Annotated in this window: 22 protein-coding genes and 1 pseudogene; 20 read left to right on the top strand and 3 right to left on the bottom strand. The window is 71.7% G+C overall.

What is annotated here, in order from left to right; all coding sequences use genetic code 11:
* The first annotated feature begins 437 nt into the window (after positions 1-437).
* From AB2U05_RS37415 to AB2U05_RS37355, 13 genes are all read left to right on the top strand, one after another.
* Complete coding sequence (locus AB2U05_RS37415) at positions 438-566, top strand: hypothetical protein (RefSeq protein WP_369185829.1); 129 nt, start codon at positions 438-440, stop codon at positions 564-566.
* Positions 563-1,129, top strand: a complete 567-nt coding sequence (locus AB2U05_RS37410; protein ID WP_369185828.1) for an ATP-binding protein — start codon at positions 563-565, stop codon at positions 1,127-1,129. Before AB2U05_RS37415 ends, AB2U05_RS37410 begins: the two co-directional genes overlap by 4 nt.
* A gap of 212 nt (positions 1,130-1,341) precedes the next feature.
* A complete protein-coding gene (locus AB2U05_RS37405) occupies positions 1,342-1,842 on the top strand; it encodes a hypothetical protein (RefSeq protein ID WP_369185827.1) in 501 nt (166 codons plus the stop codon).
* On the top strand, positions 1,835-2,218 hold the full coding sequence (locus AB2U05_RS37400) for a hypothetical protein (protein ID WP_369185826.1): 384 nt from the start codon (positions 1,835-1,837) through the stop codon (positions 2,216-2,218). Before AB2U05_RS37405 ends, AB2U05_RS37400 begins: the two co-directional genes overlap by 8 nt.
* A complete protein-coding gene (locus AB2U05_RS37395; protein WP_369185825.1) occupies positions 2,215-3,066 on the top strand; it encodes a hypothetical protein in 852 nt (283 codons plus the stop codon). The genes AB2U05_RS37400 and AB2U05_RS37395 overlap by 4 nt, the downstream gene beginning before the upstream one ends.
* 135 nt (positions 3,067-3,201) lie before the next feature.
* On the top strand, positions 3,202-4,521 hold the full coding sequence (locus tag AB2U05_RS37390) for a helix-turn-helix domain-containing protein (protein WP_369185824.1): 1,320 nt from the start codon (positions 3,202-3,204) through the stop codon (positions 4,519-4,521).
* A gap of 102 nt (positions 4,522-4,623) precedes the next feature.
* The gene (locus tag AB2U05_RS37385; protein ID WP_369185823.1) at positions 4,624-4,833 is read left to right on the top strand and encodes a hypothetical protein; all 210 of its coding nucleotides are present in this window, start codon (positions 4,624-4,626) and stop codon (positions 4,831-4,833) included.
* A 36-nt stretch (positions 4,834-4,869) separates the two neighbouring features.
* Positions 4,870-5,910, top strand: a complete 1,041-nt coding sequence (locus tag AB2U05_RS37380; RefSeq protein ID WP_369185822.1) for a radical SAM protein — start codon at positions 4,870-4,872, stop codon at positions 5,908-5,910.
* A complete protein-coding gene (locus AB2U05_RS37375; protein WP_369185821.1) occupies positions 5,907-6,554 on the top strand; it encodes a dTMP kinase in 648 nt (215 codons plus the stop codon). Before AB2U05_RS37380 ends, AB2U05_RS37375 begins: the two co-directional genes overlap by 4 nt.
* Entirely contained in the window at positions 6,538-7,035 is a 498-nt protein-coding gene (locus AB2U05_RS37370) for a hypothetical protein (RefSeq protein ID WP_369185820.1), read from the top strand. Before AB2U05_RS37375 ends, AB2U05_RS37370 begins: the two co-directional genes overlap by 17 nt.
* The gene (locus AB2U05_RS37365) at positions 7,032-7,829 is read left to right on the top strand and encodes an STM4013/SEN3800 family hydrolase (RefSeq protein WP_369185819.1); all 798 of its coding nucleotides are present in this window, start codon (positions 7,032-7,034) and stop codon (positions 7,827-7,829) included. The genes AB2U05_RS37370 and AB2U05_RS37365 overlap by 4 nt, the downstream gene beginning before the upstream one ends.
* Before the next feature lie 20 nt (positions 7,830-7,849).
* Positions 7,850-8,293, top strand: a complete 444-nt coding sequence (locus tag AB2U05_RS37360; protein ID WP_369185818.1) for an NUDIX hydrolase — start codon at positions 7,850-7,852, stop codon at positions 8,291-8,293.
* A 125-nt stretch (positions 8,294-8,418) separates the two neighbouring features.
* On the top strand, positions 8,419-10,176 hold the full coding sequence (locus tag AB2U05_RS37355; RefSeq protein WP_369185817.1) for a hypothetical protein: 1,758 nt from the start codon (positions 8,419-8,421) through the stop codon (positions 10,174-10,176).
* Here the strand turns inward: AB2U05_RS37355 and AB2U05_RS37350 are convergent.
* Positions 10,171-10,599: an NUDIX domain-containing protein gene (locus AB2U05_RS37350; RefSeq protein WP_369185816.1), complete on the bottom strand. Its 429-nt coding sequence runs from the start codon at positions 10,597-10,599 to the stop codon at positions 10,171-10,173. The genes AB2U05_RS37355 and AB2U05_RS37350 overlap by 6 nt on opposite strands.
* A 44-nt stretch (positions 10,600-10,643) precedes the next feature.
* On the opposite strand from AB2U05_RS37350, the gene AB2U05_RS37345 reads away from it, so the two are divergent.
* From AB2U05_RS37345 to AB2U05_RS37330, 4 genes are all read left to right on the top strand, one after another.
* On the top strand, positions 10,644-11,468 hold the full coding sequence (locus AB2U05_RS37345; RefSeq protein WP_369185815.1) for a hypothetical protein: 825 nt from the start codon (positions 10,644-10,646) through the stop codon (positions 11,466-11,468).
* Positions 11,469-12,213: 745 nt separating this feature from the next.
* Entirely contained in the window at positions 12,214-12,630 is a 417-nt protein-coding gene (locus AB2U05_RS37340; protein ID WP_369185814.1) for a GNAT family N-acetyltransferase, read from the top strand.
* A 93-nt stretch (positions 12,631-12,723) separates the two neighbouring features.
* Complete coding sequence (locus AB2U05_RS37335) at positions 12,724-13,857, top strand: IS630 family transposase (RefSeq protein WP_369185813.1); 1,134 nt, start codon at positions 12,724-12,726, stop codon at positions 13,855-13,857.
* A gap of 350 nt (positions 13,858-14,207) precedes the next feature.
* Positions 14,208-14,651, top strand: coding sequence for a hypothetical protein (locus AB2U05_RS37330; RefSeq protein WP_045700178.1), 444 nt, complete (start codon positions 14,208-14,210; stop codon positions 14,649-14,651).
* Between the two features lie 61 nt (positions 14,652-14,712).
* Here the strand turns inward: AB2U05_RS37330 and AB2U05_RS37325 are convergent, their stop codons facing one another.
* Complete coding sequence (locus AB2U05_RS37325; protein ID WP_369185812.1) at positions 14,713-15,153, bottom strand: VOC family protein; 441 nt, start codon at positions 15,151-15,153, stop codon at positions 14,713-14,715.
* A gap of 197 nt (positions 15,154-15,350) precedes the next feature.
* On the opposite strand from AB2U05_RS37325, the gene AB2U05_RS37320 reads away from it, so the two are divergent.
* From AB2U05_RS37320 to AB2U05_RS37310, 3 genes are all read left to right on the top strand, one after another.
* Positions 15,351-16,934 carry an alpha/beta fold hydrolase gene (locus AB2U05_RS37320; protein ID WP_369185811.1) on the top strand — a complete coding sequence of 528 codons (1,584 nt, stop codon included), beginning with the start codon at positions 15,351-15,353 and terminating at the stop codon, positions 16,932-16,934.
* A gap of 70 nt (positions 16,935-17,004) precedes the next feature.
* A complete protein-coding gene (locus tag AB2U05_RS37315) occupies positions 17,005-17,706 on the top strand; it encodes a response regulator transcription factor (RefSeq protein WP_045700176.1) in 702 nt (233 codons plus the stop codon).
* Positions 17,706-19,022, top strand: a complete 1,317-nt coding sequence (locus tag AB2U05_RS37310) for an ATP-binding protein (protein WP_369185810.1) — start codon at positions 17,706-17,708, stop codon at positions 19,020-19,022. The genes AB2U05_RS37315 and AB2U05_RS37310 overlap by 1 nt, the downstream gene beginning before the upstream one ends.
* Positions 19,023-19,146: 124 nt before the next feature.
* On the opposite strand, the pseudogene AB2U05_RS37305 reads toward AB2U05_RS37310, so the two are convergent.
* Positions 19,147-19,367: pseudogene (locus AB2U05_RS37305) on the bottom strand (helix-turn-helix domain-containing protein); the annotation flags it as partial.
* Positions 19,368-19,449 lie beyond the last annotated feature (82 nt).

Below are 19,449 nucleotides of genomic sequence, written 5' to 3'. Positions count from 1 at the left end.
AGCCTGACGGTCTCCGCGGCGGCGCGACCACACACCGATGCTGCCGGCCCCGGCAGCCACGCAGGAGGGACAGGTCCATGAGCGACGGCAACAACAACCACGCCAGCGACGACGGCAACAACCACGACAGCGGCGGCAACCACGAGGAGAACGGCAGCGGCGACGAGTAGCCGAGCCAAATGCACAGGGGCTCCCGGGTACAACCCCTTCCAACGGTACCCGGGAGCCCACCTCCCTTGCGGAAGAGTCAGCGCCTCAGACCGCCGGTGCCCGTCTTGCGACGCGACCGACCGGCAGCTACCCGGCGACTCGCTTGAGCGTCACCGCGGTCCCGGACTTCACAGCGGCGCATCGACCCTGCCGAACTGCCGCGCCCGCCCTGATCCCCCCGAAGGCCGAGCTCGGTGTCCAACTGTGTCGTCCACAGGAGCACTCCTATGCGCACCCCCGCCGCCATCTACCTGTGCACCAGCGAAGACCCCGCCCGCCACCCGGCCCTCATCGACTGGCGCATGCAGCCGACCAGCGCTGCCGGCCGGTCCTGCACGGCCATGGTGCTGCGGTGAAGGCCGCCGCCCGAGGTCGCGTCGAGCGGGTGACGATCGACGCGAGCGCCCCCGAGCTGGAGAGGCGCCTGAGCAGCGTTCCCGTCGTGCGGCGCATCCTGCGCACCGCCCTGGTGCGCTGGGGCGTGGTCGACGACGACCTCGACAACGCGCTGTACGTGGCGGTCGAGCTGGTGGCCAACGCGGCGCGGCACAGCCCGCCAGGCATGCACCATGTCTCCCTGCACCTGTCTCCGGACGGGCACCGCCTCGTCGTGACGGTGCACGACCTGAGTAGGGCGCTGCCCTACGTGCCCGACGACGCTAAGGACAACGCCTTCGCAGAGTCGGGCCGAGGCATGCTCCTGGTCGCCGGACTGTCCGAGAGGTGGGGTGTGGTGGCGACCTCGGGCGGCAAGAAGGTATGGGCCGAGCTCATCCTCCAGGCTCCCGTGTCGCTCCCGCTGCCGAGCTACGCCGACGAGCACGCCACCGAGCGTGCCCTCCGGCGCGCCGACGTCATCACGTCGGCCAGCCGGGTGTCCCGGCTCTGCCTGGTCAGGAGGCCCCGGGCCGTCACGTAGGCGCCTTCCACGCTTCGCGAGCTGACCGCTCGTGGATGCGACTCCTCCCCGGCCTGTCGACGGCGCCAGGCCGGGGATCCGGCCTTCCCGGCCGTATCCGCCGTCGACCACCCTTGAGCTCTCCGGAGGACATCATGTCTGGCAATGGTCCCGTTGACGCTGCTTCGCGTCCCGCTGCTGATTGCAGGGGGCCGGCCGGACTGGGTGGTGGCATGCGAGGGCACCTGGTGACCGGGGCCGAGCGCGAGGCCGGCGTGCGCCAGTGGCTCCTGACGTCCCTGCCCGGAGCCGACCGGCCGGACGCCGCCGCCGATTGGGAGACCCGCGGCGTCACCGTGCTGCCGACCGGCACGCTGTTCTCGGCGGTGCGCTTGCCGGCGGACGTCGCGGCCAAGGCCGCCGGGTCGACGGACTGGGCGGCGATCGACCGCTACCTCTCGTCGGCGCTCGACGGCCCGGTGATCTGCACCCGCGAGGGCGGCGCCTACGTCGCGCTGGTGCCGCCGAGCGCGGCCCGCACCTGGTCCGTGTCGGGCGTTGTTTTCCTCGGTCGAGGCTCGGTCGTTGCGGTTCCGGCGCCCGGTCTCGTGCGGGACCACAGCCCCGGGGCGTACTGGTCCGTGCCGATGGAATCCCCCGGGGTGCTGTGCCTGGCGGACGACGTCGCGCACGTCGCAACCCGCGGGCTCCAGTGGGGCGGCGACCGTGTCTGAGAAACTGCCGCTCAACGTCGCCGAGGCCCGCGCCGCCGTCCTGAGGGCCGACGAGATCGCGGACGAAGCCCAGGCGTGCCGCCCGCCCGACGAGCAGACCCTCAGCCTGCTCTCCGAGGAACTGCTCGGTCACCTCCTGGTCCTCCTGGCCTCTGTCGAGGAGGACTACAAGTCGTTGTCCTCGGGGACGCGCCTGCGGCCCGTGGTTGCCGGGGCGTCGCGCGCAGCCGGCGACCTGCTGGCCCGGCCCGGCATCGGTACCCTCGCGGACGTGCTCGTGCTCGCCGCCGTGTGCAGGCTGATGCTGGCGTGGCACCAGGTGCACCCGCTCGTCGGAGGTGTCGAGCCGGCCTTGGCTCCGGAGGTCGCGTCGTGATCGCCGAGCTGTCCCTGTACGAAGGCATCCGGTGGCTGGGCAAGGCGCTCTCCGCCGCAGGGTTTCGCTCCTGGGACGTCACGGACGACGGGCTCCACTACCGGCAGGTCACCGAGGGGGTCGGCTGGTCTCAGCCGGCCGGTGTGCGGCCGGAGGCGTGGCCGCCCGGCGCGCTCGGATGCCTGCGTGTCAGCTGGATCCCCGACCCGGCCTACCAGAGGGACTGCCGGACCGGCCACGTCCCGTCCGGCGCCGCCGAGCACTGGCAGGCGTCCACCAAGGCCCTGCTCGGCGTGCTGCGGGAACTCGGCCTCGGCGCGGCAGTGACCGGGCCGCCCCGGACCGCCGAGACGCATACCTCTGCCGAGCTTCTGGTCTGGCAGCCGGGTCCCGACACCCCCGCACAGTGGTCGCCGCCCGGCGCCTGGGCGGGTGTTCCCCCGACCAGGCCGAACCATGTCGACGGCTGGCCCCGGTGGAACGAACCCGACCCCTGCCGCGAGGTCGCAGACGCGCTACGGGTCCGCGCCAGGAAGCGAGAGGTCGAAGGCCAGCCGGCCATCGGCAGCGTGTCGGTAAGAGACCAGGACGGCGTCCTGTGGCCGCCCGGCGCGCACGCCTGTGTCTGCGCGCTCTGGTGCCTGGCCGAGGGGCACAGGCGCGATGCCAGCGGACCGCGGTCAGCCGCCTCCCAACTGCACTGGCACGGCGGAATCGGCCAGCTCCAGGACGACCTGAGCGCGCTCGGCTACCAGAGCCGTACCGCGTGGGAGCACCATGCGGCCACGAGGGAGGGCTTCGCGCGCGTCCTGGTCTGGCGGGGCGCTCGCCCCGCAGCCTCTCCCTGACCTGGCGAATCCCACCCCCGGGCTGGGGGTGGGGCGTACGGCGGCAGGCAAGCCAGAAGGGGCCCTACCCGGAGCCCCCACCCGCCGCTACGGTAGCGGACCGTAGCGGGTTGACTACGTGCACCGGGGGCAACGGTGACTAGCAGCAGCACCACATTCGGCAGGTACGTTTCCCTGCGTCGCTCGGAACGGGGGTGGACTCAGAGCAGGCTGGGGGCTGAGCTCGACCGCAGCGAGGTGTGGGTGTCGCTGGTCGAGCGGGACCTTCAGCAGGTCCAGGACTTGCAGCTCTTACGACGGATGGCCACGGTGCTGGGAGTCGCGATCGACGAGCTACTGGCGTTGTCGCAGCCCGCCTCGAAGCGGCCGAGATCACCGCGACGGCGTGTCAGCTCGGCTACGCTGAGCCCCACTTCCGGTGCCGAGGAGGACGATCCGGTGCGTCGCAGGCCGTTCCTTGCCCTGGCGGTTGCCGCCCTGTCCGTCCCGGCCGCTGGGCAGCAGGCCGCGCAGGCCGAGACTGTGACCCCACTCGGCGGGCTGGAGGATCTGCTGCTGTACGGGCCGGACCGAATCCCGGCGCCTCGCAGTGAGCCGACCTCGAAGTCGGTTGCCACGGGCCTGGTGTCCTCGCGCCAGGAGTTCAAAGCGGCTCGGTACGACGTCCTGGCCGAGGCGCTGCCCGGCCGTATCGCGGCGGCGGGCATGGTCGGTAAGGCGGAGGAGCGCGCCCGGCACGTCGCCCAGCTGTACAACATCGCCGCCAGACTGTGCATCAAGATCGGCACGAACAACCTTGTGTCGATCACGTCGGACCGGGCGCTGACCTCGGCGCGCCTGAGTGGTGACCCGCTGGTCACCGCGGAGGCGCAGCGGATGGTCTCCAGCTCCTGGCGCCGCCAGGGGAGCCTGGCCCGGGCGACCGACATCGTGGTCGTCGCCGCCGAGGACCTGCTCGCCGACAAGACGGTGGCGGAGGCCGCCCGCCTGGCCACGCGCGGGGACTTGTACGCCACGGCCGCGTACACCGCGGCCAAGAGCGGCGACCGGTCCTACGCGCACGCCCTTATCAAGGAGGCCGCCGACAGCGCTGCTGCGGCGGGCCGCGCCTCCGGCCTGGTGGACGGTATCCAGGGCGTTGCCCTGCACGAGCTGAGCGTGCACTACGAGCTCGGCGATGCGGGGCGGGCGATCGAGCTGGCCCGGACGATCGACCCGTCCGCCCTGCCGACCGCCGAGCGTCAGGCCCGTTTCTGGACCGACGTGGCCCGCTCGTTCGACCAGTGGGGCAAGCACGAGAACTGCTACCGGGCGCTGCTGGCGGCCGAGGAAGCCGCCCCGCAGGAGACTCGCCGGGGTGCGGTCCGGGACCTCGCCGTGGGCCTGCTGAGCTACGACCGTCAGCTGCCCGGTGTGAGGGAGTTCGCCATCCGCGCAGGCGTACAGGGCATCTGACCCGTAGTCGGGTTACGGCCCGTAGCCCGACTACGGATCTCGGCAGCGCGACGGCAGTTCACTGGGACAGCTACCCCGTCCCGAGCTGCGAAGGCTCCAGCCATGCCGACGTTCAGCACCTCTCCGTCATCCGGCGACGCCGCGCGGCACGCCGCTCCGCCGGACCGAGAGCGGCTCCACACCTTTCTGGCCATCTCCTGGGCTTCCCTGCACCTGCCCGTGCTCGCCCTGCTGGGCCTCGCCGTCCAGCGCCATGTCGACGCCATGCCGGACGCGCCGGCGGCCACCGTCCCGGATCTGCCCAACCCGTAGCAAGGCACCTCTCCGTCCTCAGAACAGGAGTGTGTCGTGACCCTCATCACCCTCTCGCCCTGTCCCTCCCCGGCCGTCAGCCTGACGGCGCTGCGGAACTTCGCCGCGCTGCGCGGCCAGCTCCGGGTCTCCCTCGGCCCGGAGTGCAACGTCGCCTGCTGGTTCTGCCACAACGAGGGAGACGTTCCGCCCGGCGCCGCGCGCGAGGACCGCACCCGGCAGCCGCGCCAGCGGGCCCTCTGCGCCGAGCACTACGTGACGATCATCGGCGCGCTGATCGCCCAGGGCCTCACCCGCGTGTACTTCACCGGGGGCGAGACCCTGGCGTCGAAGCTGGCCAGGCCCGTCCTGGAGGGCATGCGGCAGTTCGCCGCGCCGGACGTCAGCTTCTCGCTGATCACCAACGGCATCCTGCTCTCCCGGTCCACGCAGTGGCTGCGGGACACCGTCCTGAACAAGATCAAGGTGTCGCTGCACTACTTCAGCGACGAGTCGTTCCGGGAGATCGCCAAGACCCGGCTGCCGGTCTCGACCGTCCTCGGCGGGATCGACGCGGCCCGGGAAGCGTTCGAGCGGGTTGAGCTGAACACCCTGCTTCAGAAGCAGAACGAGCACGAGATCCACACGATCCTCGAGTACGCGCTGGAGCGCCGGCTGCCGATCCAGTTTATCGAGCTGGTCGACACCGACTTCAACGCCTCCGGCCAGAGCGCGGCGGTCTCCGCAGACGGCCTGGTGGCCCACCTACGAACGCTCACCCGCGAGGAGCGCGTCGAGATCGCTGGCGTCGGCCAGGGGCGGCGGGTCTTCACCGTCGACGGCCTGGAGGTCGAGGTCATCCACCGAGAGCTCGGCCGCCACCACGTCGGCCAGTGCGGGAGCTGCCCGCTGCGACCCCAGTGCGTCGAAGGGTTCTGGGCGCTGCGCCTGGACCACGCTGGCGGCCTCCAGCCGTGCCTGCTCCGCGACAACCTGCGCCTCGACCTCACCACCATGCTGGCCGCCGCCGACGCCCCGGTCGCGATCGCTACCGCGGTCGCTGGCCACGTCGCCTCGTTCACGGAGGGAACGCTGTGAGCTTCGAACTGCACTCCTGCTACCAGCCGCCGGTCACCGGCCAGAACGGCACGTTCCTCGTCCTGGAGGGGATCAGCGGCTCCGGCAAGTCCACCCTGACCCGCCTCCTGGCCGACCGGCTCGGCGCGGAGACCCTGCACGTCATCCCGCGGCCCCTCAGCACGCTCATCGGGTACGTCAACGACCACGGCGGCGCGCTCACCCAGTTCGCCTTCCACCTGGCCGGCGCCCTCGACGCGGCCGACACCGCCCGTCGCGCGCTGGTCAGCGGGAATCTCATCGCGGACCGGTGGATCGGCTCGGTCATCGTCAACCACGCGGCCGTGAACCAGCTCGACCTGGATGTTGCCGCCGGGACGTTCCGCCCGTACCTGGGGTACCTGCCGCGTCCCGACCTGACGGTCTACCTGGAGACCTCCGAGAAGGAGATCTGGCACCGGATGGAGACCCGGCCGACCCGGGCCGCGACGGACAGGTTCCTGGCCCGCCGACCCGCCCTGCTGCCGCACGTCCAGGAGCTGTACCGGCTGTTCGCGGCCACCGACGTCACGGGCGTGTCGATCGGCACGGACGGGCGCACCCCCGAGGAACTGGCCGACGAGATCCACACCCTGCTGGAGGACCGCCGTGCTCAATCCCGTTGACCTCTCCAAGGTCTTCACCGAGGACCGGATCGCGGGCCTGCACCCGACCGACATCCACCCGGCCGTCGCCTGGTGGGTCGGGTCATGCCTCGTGCTCACCACCGGCGCGCACGGCGTCGCCCTGGTCCACGACGGCAGCGAGCTGGCCAAGCAGTACTGCGGCCTGTTCAACCGCGGCGCGATCAACTGCCGCCACTTCGCCGCAACGGTGTCCGTCGTCGGCGAAGGCGACGAGGAACTGCTGGCCTACGCGATCCGCACCCTCCAAGTGCCCGGCGTCCGGATCAGCACCGCCGGCGACGAGGTGACGATCCGCCTGTTCGCCGCAGACGGGGCGCCGATCACCGAAGGCGCCGGCCTGGAGCGGATCTGCGACCTCATCGCCCGGGACAAGGTGCCGATTCCCGTCAACGATCACTCCCGAGGCCGGGTCGTCCACCGGCCCGACCTCGCCAAGCACTACGCCACTGCGGAGGGATGACCATGATCGACGCCGCCAGCCTCATCACGTCCGGGACGAACATCCTCTTCGTGACCCTGGACTCGCTGCGCTACGACGTCGCCAGGGCGACGATGCACGCCGGACAGACGCCCCGCCTTGCCGGCCTCGTGCCGGGCGGACAGTGGGAGGATCGCCGTACGCCCGGCACGTTCACCCTGCCCGCGCACATGGCGTTCTTCTCCGGGTTCCTGCCGAAGCTCCCGCAGCCGCAGCAGCCCCCTCGGCTGTGGGAGTGCCGTCCTCCGGCGTTCAAGGTGGTCGACCCGCGCACGTTCGTCTTCGACGCCCCGAACCTCCTCGTCGGGCTCGGGCAGTACGGCTACCGCACGGTGTGCATCGGCGGGGTGACGTACTTCTCCCGGGAGACGCCGCTCGGCTCCGTCCTGCCGGATATGTTCGACGAGGACTTCTGGCGGCCGGAGTTCTGCTCGCCCGAGCCGGACTCGACCCGCTTCCAGGTCGAGCACGCTCTCGACGTCGCCGGCGCCCGGGCGGACCGGCCGCTGTTCCTGTTCGTCAACGTCTCGGCGACGCACGTTCCCCACGGGCACTACCTCGGCGACAGCTCCGACTCCTGGCAGTCGCAGGCCGCCGCGCTGGCGTACGCCGACGAGCACCTGGGGCACCTGGTCGATGGCCTGACCAGGGACGGGAGGTGGCTGGTCATCATGTGCGCCGACCACGGCGACGCCTTCGGAGAGGACGGCTACCACGGGCGCGGGATCATCCACCCCACGGTGACGAACGTGCCGTTCGCCTGCACGGTGGTCTGACCCCGCCTTAACCTCCGTGCATGACCAACACGCAGCAGCTGCCCACCCGGGACGCGGCCGTGATCGTGGCCCGCGACTCCAGCGGCCTGGTCGCGGTGCTGACCGCGCGCTTCGAACTGCACGGCGGCGACTACCTGTTCCTTCCCGGAGGGCGCCAGGAAGGCGACGAGAGCCCGGAAGAGTGCGCGCGGCGCGAGCTGCGCGAAGAGGCCGGGATCACCGCTGACACCTGGCGCCCGCTCGGCTCCTACGCGATCGTGCCGGGCTCCACGGCGCGGCTCCACCTCTTCGAGGCCCGGGACCTGGTCCTCGGGCCGCAGGAACTCGCCCCGGGAGAAGACAACTTCAAGCTCATGTGGTGGCCCATGGACGACGCCATCACCGCAGTGCACGACGGCCGCTTCCTTCTCCAGGGCGGCCCGCTCGCCCTGCTCCTCGCAGATCGGCAGCCAACCGCGGCCTGACGGCTGGCCCAGATCTCGACGTGCAGGACGCAGCACCGGCAGCGGCGCCGGCAACTCCCACCGGAGCCGCTGCTCTTGCGGCCGGCGCGGTGCCGGCTCTGTCCCAAGAGCACGAGGAGATCGACATGGAAGACGGGCTGAGGACCCTGCCCGGGAAGCGGCGTACGGACGACGAAGCGTCGACGGACTCGCCGCTGGACCGCATCGCACGGTCGGCCCTGCGCGGCGGCATGCCGCCGCTGCTGCTTCTCGGCGCCTTCGAACGCGTCGGGTCGAACTGGGCCTCCGATGTGCTGCGGCCCGTGATGCAGCAGCACAACGAGCCGTTCCGCCAGCAGTTCGGCGCCGCCCACCCGCTGTCGGCGGTCAACCCGAGGCCGAATGTCGAGCTGACCGCCCTCAACCGGCACCACCTGGCCTGCGTGCTTCACGACCTCCACGGGCCCAGCCGGCACGCGGTCAAGGAGACGAACCTGTTCTTCGCCGCGAAGGCCGTCACCGGCCTGCTGCCGCACTCGCCGATCCTGGTCCTCACCCGGGCGCCGCTCGGCATCGCCTCAAGCTTCGAGCGCGGCGGCCTGTGGAAGCGATGGAACTACGCCGACCGCTACCTCAGCCTGGCCAGGACCGCCCGGACCGCGCAGTGGCGGGACTGGACACCGTTGCTTCCCCTGGACGGCCCGCAGCCGCCGGTAGCACTGGCGCGGATGATCGCCGTCAACGCCCTGCTGCTCGCCGTGGCGCTGCGGTCCGATCTCACTGGATGTGGCCGGCCCATCGCACACCTGTCGTACGAGCGGCACGTGACCGCCCCCGAGGACGTCCACGCCCACCTGGTCGACTTCCTTGGCGTCCGCCTGGACGATCGCGCGGGCACGGTGAAGTCCACGAGCAGCGGGGACTTCGACACCAGCAGCTCCAAGAGTGAACTGGTGGCGGAACTGCCCGCCAGCAGCGCCGCGCTGGTGCGCCACCAGGTCGCCACAACCCTCTCCCGCGCCACGGCCTTCCTCGACGCCGCCACGGTGAGGGCGGCCGCCCACTGGCTGGACGGGGACGACGACTACCAGGTGAGGGAGCCGGGCGGACGCCGGCCGCTCCCGGCAGGGCCAGAGCAGGCAGCGGCCCCCAGGCTGCCGGCCGTCAGCTACAGCCCGGCCACCGCTCTCAGCCCGGTGACGTGGCGGAACCTGCTGCTCTCGAACCAGGAGATGGCCGACCTCCTGAACAGGCTGCAGGAAGCCGGCCTGGAGAACACCCAGCACGGCACCCACCTGCTGATCAACCCGATGCCACACGAGCGAGGCGGCCGACTCCACCAGGACCAGCGCCGCAAGTGGAGGGTCAGTCCCGGCTTCGAGCGACACCCCGCCTACTGGGTCACCTGGCTCGGCGCCAGCGCTGCTGCCGCCTGGAGCAGCGCGCGCCTCCCTACCCGCGCCGAGGCCCTGGCCGCGTTCGCGTCCGCTCAGCCTGCCTACAACTGCGGTTACGCCTTCGGCGACACCACGCCGGTGTCGGAGCCCGACCGAGGCGCTGGGCAGATCCACCACCTGTTGGGCAACGTCCAGATCTGGTGCAGCGACGGGCCCACCACCGCCAGCGACACGCCGCTGCTCCGGCACCTGGTGGGCGCGGCTTGGAACACCCCGGGTGACGCGCGGACGGTCAACGAACGCCGAGCCCGGTTCCTGCTCGGGGCGTCGCGCGGTGTCGGGGTGCGCCTGGTGCGCGACCCGCAGGACCAGGCCGGCGGCGAGCTCGGCGCCTGGGAGATCGCGCAGCGCATCACGGGCTGGGTCGGCGCCTTGGAGGAGCCTGGCCGGACGCCGGGTGAGCTCGACCGCATGCTGGTCGACGCGCTCACCCGGCCGACCTCATAGCCCGATGTTCGACTTCGGCCCCTTGTACGTGCCGGCGCCCGGCCACCCGGCCCGGGCTAGCTCGACGAACGTCTCGGAGAAGCCGTGACCGGGGAGATCGTCGAGCTTCACCCACTCCACGCCTCGGATCGGCTGAGTGTCTGCTCCCTCGGCGACCTCGCCGATCCGGCCGCCGACCACGTCGAGCTGGAAGGTGATGTGGACGACGGAGGCTGACGTCACGTCGCAGACATACAGCAAGGGGCCGACCTCGACCTCCAGCCCTGTCTCCTCCCGCATCTCCCGGCGTAGGGCCTCCGCCAGGGTCTCGCCGTCCTCGACCTTCCCCCCGGGCAGGGACCAGGTCCGGTCGCCCTCGGTGTCCTGGTTCAGCAGCAGCATTTGCCCGTCTTGCACGGCAATGCCCGTCACACGTGTATGCATCCGCGCACCGTACCGCGCACCAACACCGTTAGGAGAAAGGTCCGTTGAAGAACTCCGCCATCCCTGTGGTCATCGCCGCCGGTGGCCTGGGCACTCGCGTGGCCGGATGGTCGCAGATGCTGCCCAAGGAATTTCGCCCGGTTGAGGGACAGCCCGGCCTGCTCCACGTTCTCGAAGAGGTGGCGACCGGCGGCGCCAAGCGCGCCGTCGTCGTCCACCACCCGTACTACGCCAAGTTCTACGCCTGGCCCTGCCACGCGTTGTCGCCCGACGCCCACCACCACTACCAGCAGGCCGCCGGACAAGCCGCGCGACGACGACCAGCCGCCGGCCTCAACGTCGACTTCATCGGCCAGCACGGCCGGTACGCCGACATCACGTCCGTGCTCAACGGCGCCGATCACCTGCGTGTCGAGCACCTGGCGTTCGCCTTCGCGGACAACGTCGACCCCACCCACACCGCGCTCGCCGATCTCCTGGCCGTCACCGATCCCGATCTCCCGGCGGTGCTGACGGCGCCGTTCGACGTTGCGGGAGCCGGGTGTCATGGCGTCGTAGTGTGCTCCGGTTCCGGTGCGGTCCGCACGATGTCCACCCTGATCGAGAAACCCGGCCCGGAGGCGGCCGCGCGACTGGCGAACGCGTACGGCTCGGACAACCTGCGCCTCCTCCAGGAGCGAGGACGGGTCACCCCCATGCTCCTGCGCCACTTCGCCGCGGCCAGCCGCATGGCGCCCGGGCATGCCGAGCCGAAGCTGGCCCTGGCGATCGCCGACTACGCTCGCCACCAGGTCGTCCAGGTGGTCACTGGCGCCCCGCTGGTCGACCTCGGCGCTCCCGAACCGTCAGCGGCAGCCGAGGTTGTCTAGCGGGCGTCAGCTGCCAATCGGCATGGGCGGTTCCCAGCCATGTTCTGCCAGGCCGGTCGGAAGCCGTCGCGTCTCTGGGTGGGGTGAGCGCCCGGGTGGAGGGGCGCACCGCTTCGGCGCAGGTCGACGGCAGAGGGGTCTCCGTTCCTCGCGCCGTGTTCCCGAGCGTGTTCCCACGGGAACAGATCGGCGGGAAGATGCGGCATAATGCGGGGTGAAGCGGGAAGGTTCGGGATGGTTCTCGCAGCTCACGGCATCGTTGCAGGTCAGGCGGGGTGACGGTTGCGGTTCGAGTCCGGTGCTCCGCAAGGGCGAGGGCATCGTGTGCTGCCGTTGCCGTGGCGATCTCCAGGCCGAACTCGTCGTTCTCGCTCTCGGGGTCCAGCGGTGGGAACTCGACGAGGTCGTAGAAGTTCTCGCTCCCGATGTCCGCTGACGTGTGGAGAACGACCTTGAACTGGGAGCAGGTCGGAACAACCTCGACCCAGCGGACGCCGGGAGCATGGGCATCACCGGCGGGGCCGAGGAACTGTTCGACCGATCGACCGCGGGTCAGGGCACCGACAGCGAAGGACTCGACTAGTGCCGTGTCAGGCAACGTTCGCCCTGCTGACCAGCCGACAGAGGCCGGGGACAGTGGGGCTCCGAAGGCCGTGGAAATGGGCGCGGAGCTGGGCTCTGCGTCGGGATCGCTCCAGTGGCGAAACGACCGACCCTCGGTGCCGGAACATGTCAGGATCCTCGAATGGAGATCCGTCGCGTCACTCAGGTCGAGGCCGTCAACGCAGCCGGGCACCTCTTCGACACCGTCCCAGGGCAGGAGGCGACTGAACGGTTCCTGACGGACGAGTGCCATCACCTCCTGATCGCCTACGTGGACGACGTCCCGGCGGGGATGGTCACTGGTGTCGAGATGACACATCCGGACAAGGGAACCGAGATGTTCCTGTACGAGCTGGGCGTGGACGAGTCGTTCCGCGGGCGTGGCGTCGGCCGGGCTCTGGTGTCGGCGCTTGCGGACCTGTCGCGCGAACGGGGCTGCTACGGCGTGTGGACGATCACCGACAAGGACAACGCGGCGGCACTGGCAACGTACCGCCGCGCCGGCGGCGTCCCGGAAGCGGGACAGGTGGTGCTCACCTGGACATTCGATCAGCCTTAGACCGACGCAACGAAACCCTTCCCGCACCAGGTAGTTGGCGACCCAACGTCCGGTTTGTCGCCTGAGTGGCGCGGGTTCCGTCAAGCTGTGCTGGTGGCAGAACGCGTACGGGTCCGGGAGATCGATGACGACGAGGGCAGACGGCTGCTGCGGATCATCCGCAGGGGCACCGGGTCGGTGGTGACCTGGCGGCGCGCCCAGATGGTGCTGTTGTCCGCGCAGGGCATGCCCGTCGACAAGATCGCGACGGTGACGTTCACCAGCCCGGACCGGGTCCGCGACGTCCTGCACAACTTCAACGCCGACGGCTTCGACTCGCTCTACCCGAAGTACAAGGGCGGGCGTCCCAGGACCTTCACACTGCCCGAGCGTCGCGAGATCAAGAAGATCGCCAAGTCCAAGCCGGCCGAGCACGGCCTGCCGTTCTCGACCTGGAGCCTGGTCAAACTGGCCGACTTCCTGGTCGCCGAGGGGGTGGTCGACGACATCAGCCACGAGGGCCTTCGGGTCCTGCTCCGCGAGGAGGGCGTCTCTTTTCAACGCGTGAAGACCTGGAAGTCCTCGAACGACCCTGACTACGAGGCGAAGAAGGCCCGCGTCGAGCATCTCTACGCGATCGCAGACGGCGAGGTCATCCCCGAGCAGGGCGAGCCCGAAGTCGTCTTCTGCATGGATGAGTTCGGCCCGCTCAACCTCCAGCCCCACCCCGGACGCCAGTGGGCCGAGCGTGGCGGCAAGGGCAAGGCCCCCGAACGGGAGCCACGGCCACGCCGCCGGGCCACCTACACCCGCCCGCACGGCGTCCGGCATCTGTTCGCCGCCTACGACCTGGGCAAGGACCAGCTCTACGGCCACATCAAGAAGACCAAGAACCGCTCCACGTTCCTGGAGTTCTGCCGCTACCTGCGCTCCCTGCACCCCATAGGGAAGCGCATCGCGATCGTGTGTGACAACTACTCTCCGCACCTGACCACGAAGCGGTGCCGCCGGGTCGCGGCCTGGGCCGAGGCGAACAATGTTGAGATCGCCTACACCCCGACGAACTCCTCCTGGCTGAACCGGATCGAGGCCCAGTTCACCGCCCTGCGCTACTTCACCCTTGACGGCACCGATCACGCCAGCCACAAGGAACAGGGCAGCATGATCCGCCGCTACATCATCTGGCGGAACAAGCACGCCCAGGACGAGCGCCTACGCGAGGTCGTGAAGAAGGCGAACGTTGCCTGATGCGGCACTAGGTAGCGCACCTGGGAAGCCTAGAGGCCGAGGGAGACGTCGCGCTTCGGCGGGGCTGTAGGTGGACGACAGATCCGGTGCTGACCCGACAGTTGGCGCGCTGGGTCACAGGGACTCGACCGACGCCCGGACCGTCGCTCGCAAACTATCGATCGCAGTCACACACAGCCCGTGCACACAGCGACCTGATGGATCGTTTTCGGTCAGTTGTGAAGATTCTGAGATCCTGATCTATCAGGGAACTGATCACCGCCGCTAGGGTGCGGCGCATCCCCGCAGTTCCCCCCTTCCCGTGCCGCCCCGACAGCGGCGCGGGAACGACCGATCGGACCGGTGACGCCATGACCAGGATCCTCCGCCAACTGGCCACCCGCATGGGACGGGCGGCCGCCACGGTCGCCGTGGTCGCGGCCGCCCTCACCGGCACCGCCGCGGCCGGTACCGCCTCCGCCACCGGCGGCTGGAGCTGCTCCGGGGCGCCCGTCCCGAGCGGCTACGTCATCACCATGTACGACGCGGGCGGCTGCAACAACCACGGCGCGTGGTTCCAGCAGCCCGCCCAGAACCGGCTGTGGACCTGCTCCGGCTCGCCGATCGTCTCCGGCTACGTGCTGACCAACTACAACCCGCAGGGCTGCAGCGGCGTCGGCGCCTGGTTCCACGAGCAGGTCCGCAACGGCATCTGGACCTGCCCGTACTCGCCGATCCCGGCGGGCTACCGCAGCACCAGCTACGACGCCCGCGGCTGCAACGGCCTCGGCGCCTGGCTCACCATCAAGGCCTGAGCCGCTGCCCCGACTCCCGCGGGCCGGGCCGATGATCAGCCCGGCCCGCGGTGTCCCCCGATCAGGCCGTCGGCGGGCCGGCGGCCACGCAGAACTCGTTGCCCTCCGGGTCGGCCATCACCGCGTGGTGTCCGTCGAACTCCGCCAGCACCCGCCCGCCCGCCGCCACCAGCCGCGCGGCCTCCGCCGTGATCCGCGCCCAGCGATCGGCCGGACTGCCGTGACCTGGCACCCGGATGTCCATGTGCAGCCGGTTCTTCGCGCTCTTCGGCTCGGGGACCTCGAGGATGGACAGCCGGGGCCCGGCCCCCGCCGGGTCGCAGAGCCAGGCGCCGCCGTACGCCGAGTCGTCCTCCGGCAGGTCGAACTGCGCGAGCCACTCCTCGCGCGTCCGGAACGGGGCGGGCGGCGGCTCGTCCACGTACCCCAGGGCCGTCCTCCAGGAGGCGGCCAGGAGCGTCGCGTCCGCGCAGTCCAGGGTCAGGTGGATTCGGGCTGCCATGCCGGGAACGTACCGCGCGTCTGCGACAAGCGCCCCGACATCACCCCCGACATCACCCCCGACATCCGCTGCCACACGCGGGCGCCACCGCCCGGGAATGTTCTTACACGCCTTTGTCATCGCTCTGCCGAACGCCTGACGGACCCCCGGCAAGGTCATCCCCACAACGACCGCAGGACGCCAGGAGGGCACGAACGATGGCCACGAACACCCACACCGACGCGACCACCGACCCGACCACCGACCCCGCACCGAGCCGGTCCCGCGGCGGCGCCCTGGCCGCCGCCGCGCTGGCCGTCCTCGCCACGGTGCTCCCGCTCACCGCCCTCGCCCCCGCCCAGGCCACGCCCGCCGGCGCCGAGGGCAAGCCCGCCTGGTGCCCGACCGTCCCCGGGCACCAGGTCGACTGCAGCACGATGCGCCGCCCGCTGGTCGCCGACCAGCCCGGCCTGGGCACCATCGGCGTCAGCCACGCGGTGGTGCGCCACAGCCGCCCCGGCCCGGCCCTGGGCACCGTCGCACTCAACCCCGGCGGCCCCGGCGAGACCCTGATCGACCGCGCCGGGCAGGTGGCCACAGCGCTCCAGGGGGTGCTGGACGACTACGACCTGCTGCTTCTGGACCCGCGCGGCACCGGCCGCTCCGGCCGGCTGCCCTGCGACGTCACCGAGGCCGAGTACCGCTGGGCCCCGCGGGCCGAGCAGCGCGAACTCGTCGCCGGCTGCGCCGAGGAGCTCGGTCCGCGCGCCCGCGCCTACACCAGCGCCGCCACCGCAGACGACCTCGACGCCGCCCGCGAGCGCCTCGGCGCCCCCAAGCTGGTCCTCTACGGCCTGTCGTACGGCACCTACCTGATGCCGGTCTACGCCGACCGCCACCCCGAGCGGGTCGAGAAGATGGTGCTGTCCGGCGCCTACCCCGTCGCCTTCGACAGCCTGGCCCGGCCCGGCGCCCAGCAGGTCTCGCTGACGCTGCGCCGGATCTGCGAGCGCAGCGGGTCCTGCGCGCCGGACACCGTCGTGCACGACCTCGCCGCCGTCACCGAGCGGCTGCGCGCCCGACCGCTGAAGGTCACCGCCACGGTCGGCGGCCAGCGGCGCACCGTGCTGTTCACCGAGGACAAGCTCGCCAACCTGATGTACGAGCCCGCCACCCGCGGCATCGGCCTGTACCCCGGGGAGCCGGGGCTGCTCGGCGCCCTGCCCGCCGCCCTGCACGCCCTCGCCGCGGGCGACGAGCGAGCGCTGGCCGAGCTGGTGCGTGGCGAGGTCGAGGGCACCGGCACCGAGGACCAGGCCTCGTTCCTGGCCGTCACCTGCAACGACTACGTCCGCGCCTGGGACCCGGACGCCCCGCCGGCCGAGCGCCGCCGCCAGTACCGCGCCGCCCTGGCGGCCACCGACCCGGCCGACTTCGGGGCCTTCAGCGCCAAGGGCTGGGCCGAGGGCCAGACCGACGGCGGGGACAACTGCCTGGACTGGCCGCGCCGGGGCACCGCCCGCCCGCAGCCGACCGAGCTGAGGCACCTGCCCGACGTGCCCGTCCTGGTGCTCTCCGGGGACCTCGACACCAACACCCCCGAGGCCAACTCCCGCCAGTCGGCGGCCCAGTTCAGGCACAGCTCGTTCGTCTCGGTGCCCAACAGCGGACACCTCCCGGAGATGGAGTCCACCGGCTGCGCCGTGGCGATCTCCGGCCACTTCATCCGCACCGGCCAGGTCGGCGACACCTCCTGCCTGGTGCAGGTCCCGCCGGTCCGTGTTGTCCCCGTCCCGCGCTGAACCCACTGACCCCACTGACGAGCCGCCCCCGCCCGGCATGACCACGCCCGCCACCAGCGAAAATGACACCATGACAGATCCCACCGCCGCCCGGCGCACCGTCCTGGTCGTCGAGGACGACCCCGGTGTCCGCAGCACCCTTGAACACCTGCTCCGCTTCGAGGGCTACCGGGTGCTCACCACAGCCGACGGCCAGGAGGCCCTGGAACTCCTGGAGCACCGGCGCCCCGACCTCGCGGTGGTGGACGTGGTCATGCCCCGGCTCGACGGCCTCGCGCTCTGCCGGATGCTGCGCCGGCGCGGCGACCGGCTGCCCGTCCTCGTCCTCACCGCCCGCCACCAGCTCGGCGACCGGGTCGCCGGGCTGGACGCGGGCGCCGACGACTACCTCGCCAAGCCGTTCGCCACCGAGGAACTCCTGGCCCGGATACGAGCCCTGCTGCGCCGCACCGAGCCGATCGGCACCGAGAGCGCCGACCTCGGCCTGGACGACCTCGCCCTCGACCCGGCCGCCCGCCGGGCGCACCGCGGCGGGCGCCCGCTCGACCTCACCAAGACCGAGTTCGACCTGCTGGAACTGCTGCTGCGCAACCAGGGCACCGTGCTGACCCGCCACCAGATCTACGAACGGATCTGGGGCTACGACTTCGACACCGACTCGCGCTCGCTCGACGTCTACGTCGGCTACCTGCGCCGCAAGACCGAGGAGCACGGCGCACCCCGGTTGATCCACACCGTGCGCAACGTCGGCTACACCGCGAGGACTTCCTGATGCTGCGCGCCAGGATCGGCCTGGTCGTCCTCGCCTCCGTCCTGCTGGCGATCGCCGTGCCGGTCGTCGCCGCCTACCGTGGCGTCAGCACCCTGGTCGCCGAGCAGCTCGACCGGAGCCTGGCGGACCGGGCCGACACCGTGCTCACCGCCCTGGACCTCGGCCGCGCCCCCACCGCCCGGCCCGACACCGTCGAACAGCTGCTGGACCCCGACGGCACCGCCCGCCCGCTCACCCCGGGCGCGGCGGCGCTGCCGGTCTCCGAGCGGGCCCGGGAGGTGGCCCGCGCCGGGCGGGGCGCCCACCAGGAGGACACCGAGCTCGCCGGCACCCCGTACGGCGTGCTCACCAGGGCCCGCCCCGACGGGCGCGGCGCGGTGATGGTCGGCCAGACCTACGCCGGGGCGGAGGCCGTCGACGACGCCTTCCTGCGCCGCATCACCTGGACCAGCGCCGCCGCGGCCGCCGGCTCCGCGCTGCTCAGCTGGCTCGTGCTGGGCCGCATCCTGCGCCCGGTTCGGCGGCTGGCCCACACCGCCGAGCACATCACCACCACCCGCGACCTGGCCACCCCGCTGCCCGCCGCAGGGCGGGACGAAGTCGGCCGCCTCACCCGCGCCTTCGAGTCGATGGTCGGCGCGCTGCGCCGCTCCCGGGAACAGCAGCAGCGCCTGGTACAGGACGCCAGCCACGAGCTGCGCACCCCGCTCACCTCAGTGCGCGGCTGCGCCGAGCTCCTCCAGCGGGCCCGCGGCCGGCTCGCCCCCGAGGACGAGGAGCAGATCCTCGCCACCCTGGTCACCGAGACCGTCGCGCTGGACGAACTCGTCGGCGAGCTGGTCGAGTTGGCCACCGACCAGTGGACCGCGGAGGATCCGGAGCCGGTCGACCTGCCGACCGTCGCCGGGGACAGCGCCCGCCGCTTCCGCCGCCGCACCGGCCGCGAGATCACCGTCACCGCCGAAGGCCCGGTGCCGGTGCTGGCCCGCCCTCGCGCACTGCAGCGCTGCGTGGACAACCTGGTCGGCAACGCCGTCAAGTTCAGCCCGGACGGCACCCCGGTGGAGATCCGCGTCACCGGCGCCCGGCTGGCCGTGCGCGACCACGGGCCCGGCATCGCCCCCGCCGACCGGCGGGCCGTCTTCGAGCGCTTCTACCGCGCGGTCGGCACCCAGTCCACCCCGGGCTCGGGGCTGGGCCTGGCCATCGTCCACGACCTGGTCGCCGCCGACCACGGCTCCGTGTTCGCCACCGCAGCCCCCTCCGGCGGCGCCGAGGTCGGCTTCCACCTGCCGGAGGCCCCGCGCAACGGCTAGGAGTGCCTTGTCACGTGTTGCGCGGGGCCTGGGCAGGTCGGCGGTTCGGCCATTCGCCATAGGTGTGGCTCCGGACGAACCGGCAGTGCTGCGAGATGAGTTGGAGGCGGCGTCGGTGTCCAGCGATAGCGCGGCCGAGCGCATCCACGACCTGCGCGGGCGGGTGGCGTTCGCGGCCCTGTTCCAGCCGGGTGCAGTAGCCCGCGTTCACCTCCGCCGGTACGGCGACCTCTTCGCGGCGCAGCCGGCGACCCTGCGCGCGCCATGGCTCGGCGTCCCGACCTCGTGCGGCTGCACGGCCGCACGGCGGGCCCGCAGGAACTCACCCAGCTGGTTGTCGGTCATGTGTGCCCAGGCCAGGCCGCGGCCCGGCGAGGCGGCCGCCCGGGCGGCCATGCGGACCTGTTCGACCGGGAGACCTGGCTGG

Source organism: Streptomyces sp. Y1 (assembly GCF_041053115.1).
Lineage (GTDB): Bacteria > Actinomycetota > Actinomycetes > Streptomycetales > Streptomycetaceae > Kitasatospora > Kitasatospora rubellomurina.
The sequence above is the reverse complement of the archived record's forward strand: the minus strand, read 5'-3'. Positions and strand labels throughout refer to the sequence as shown.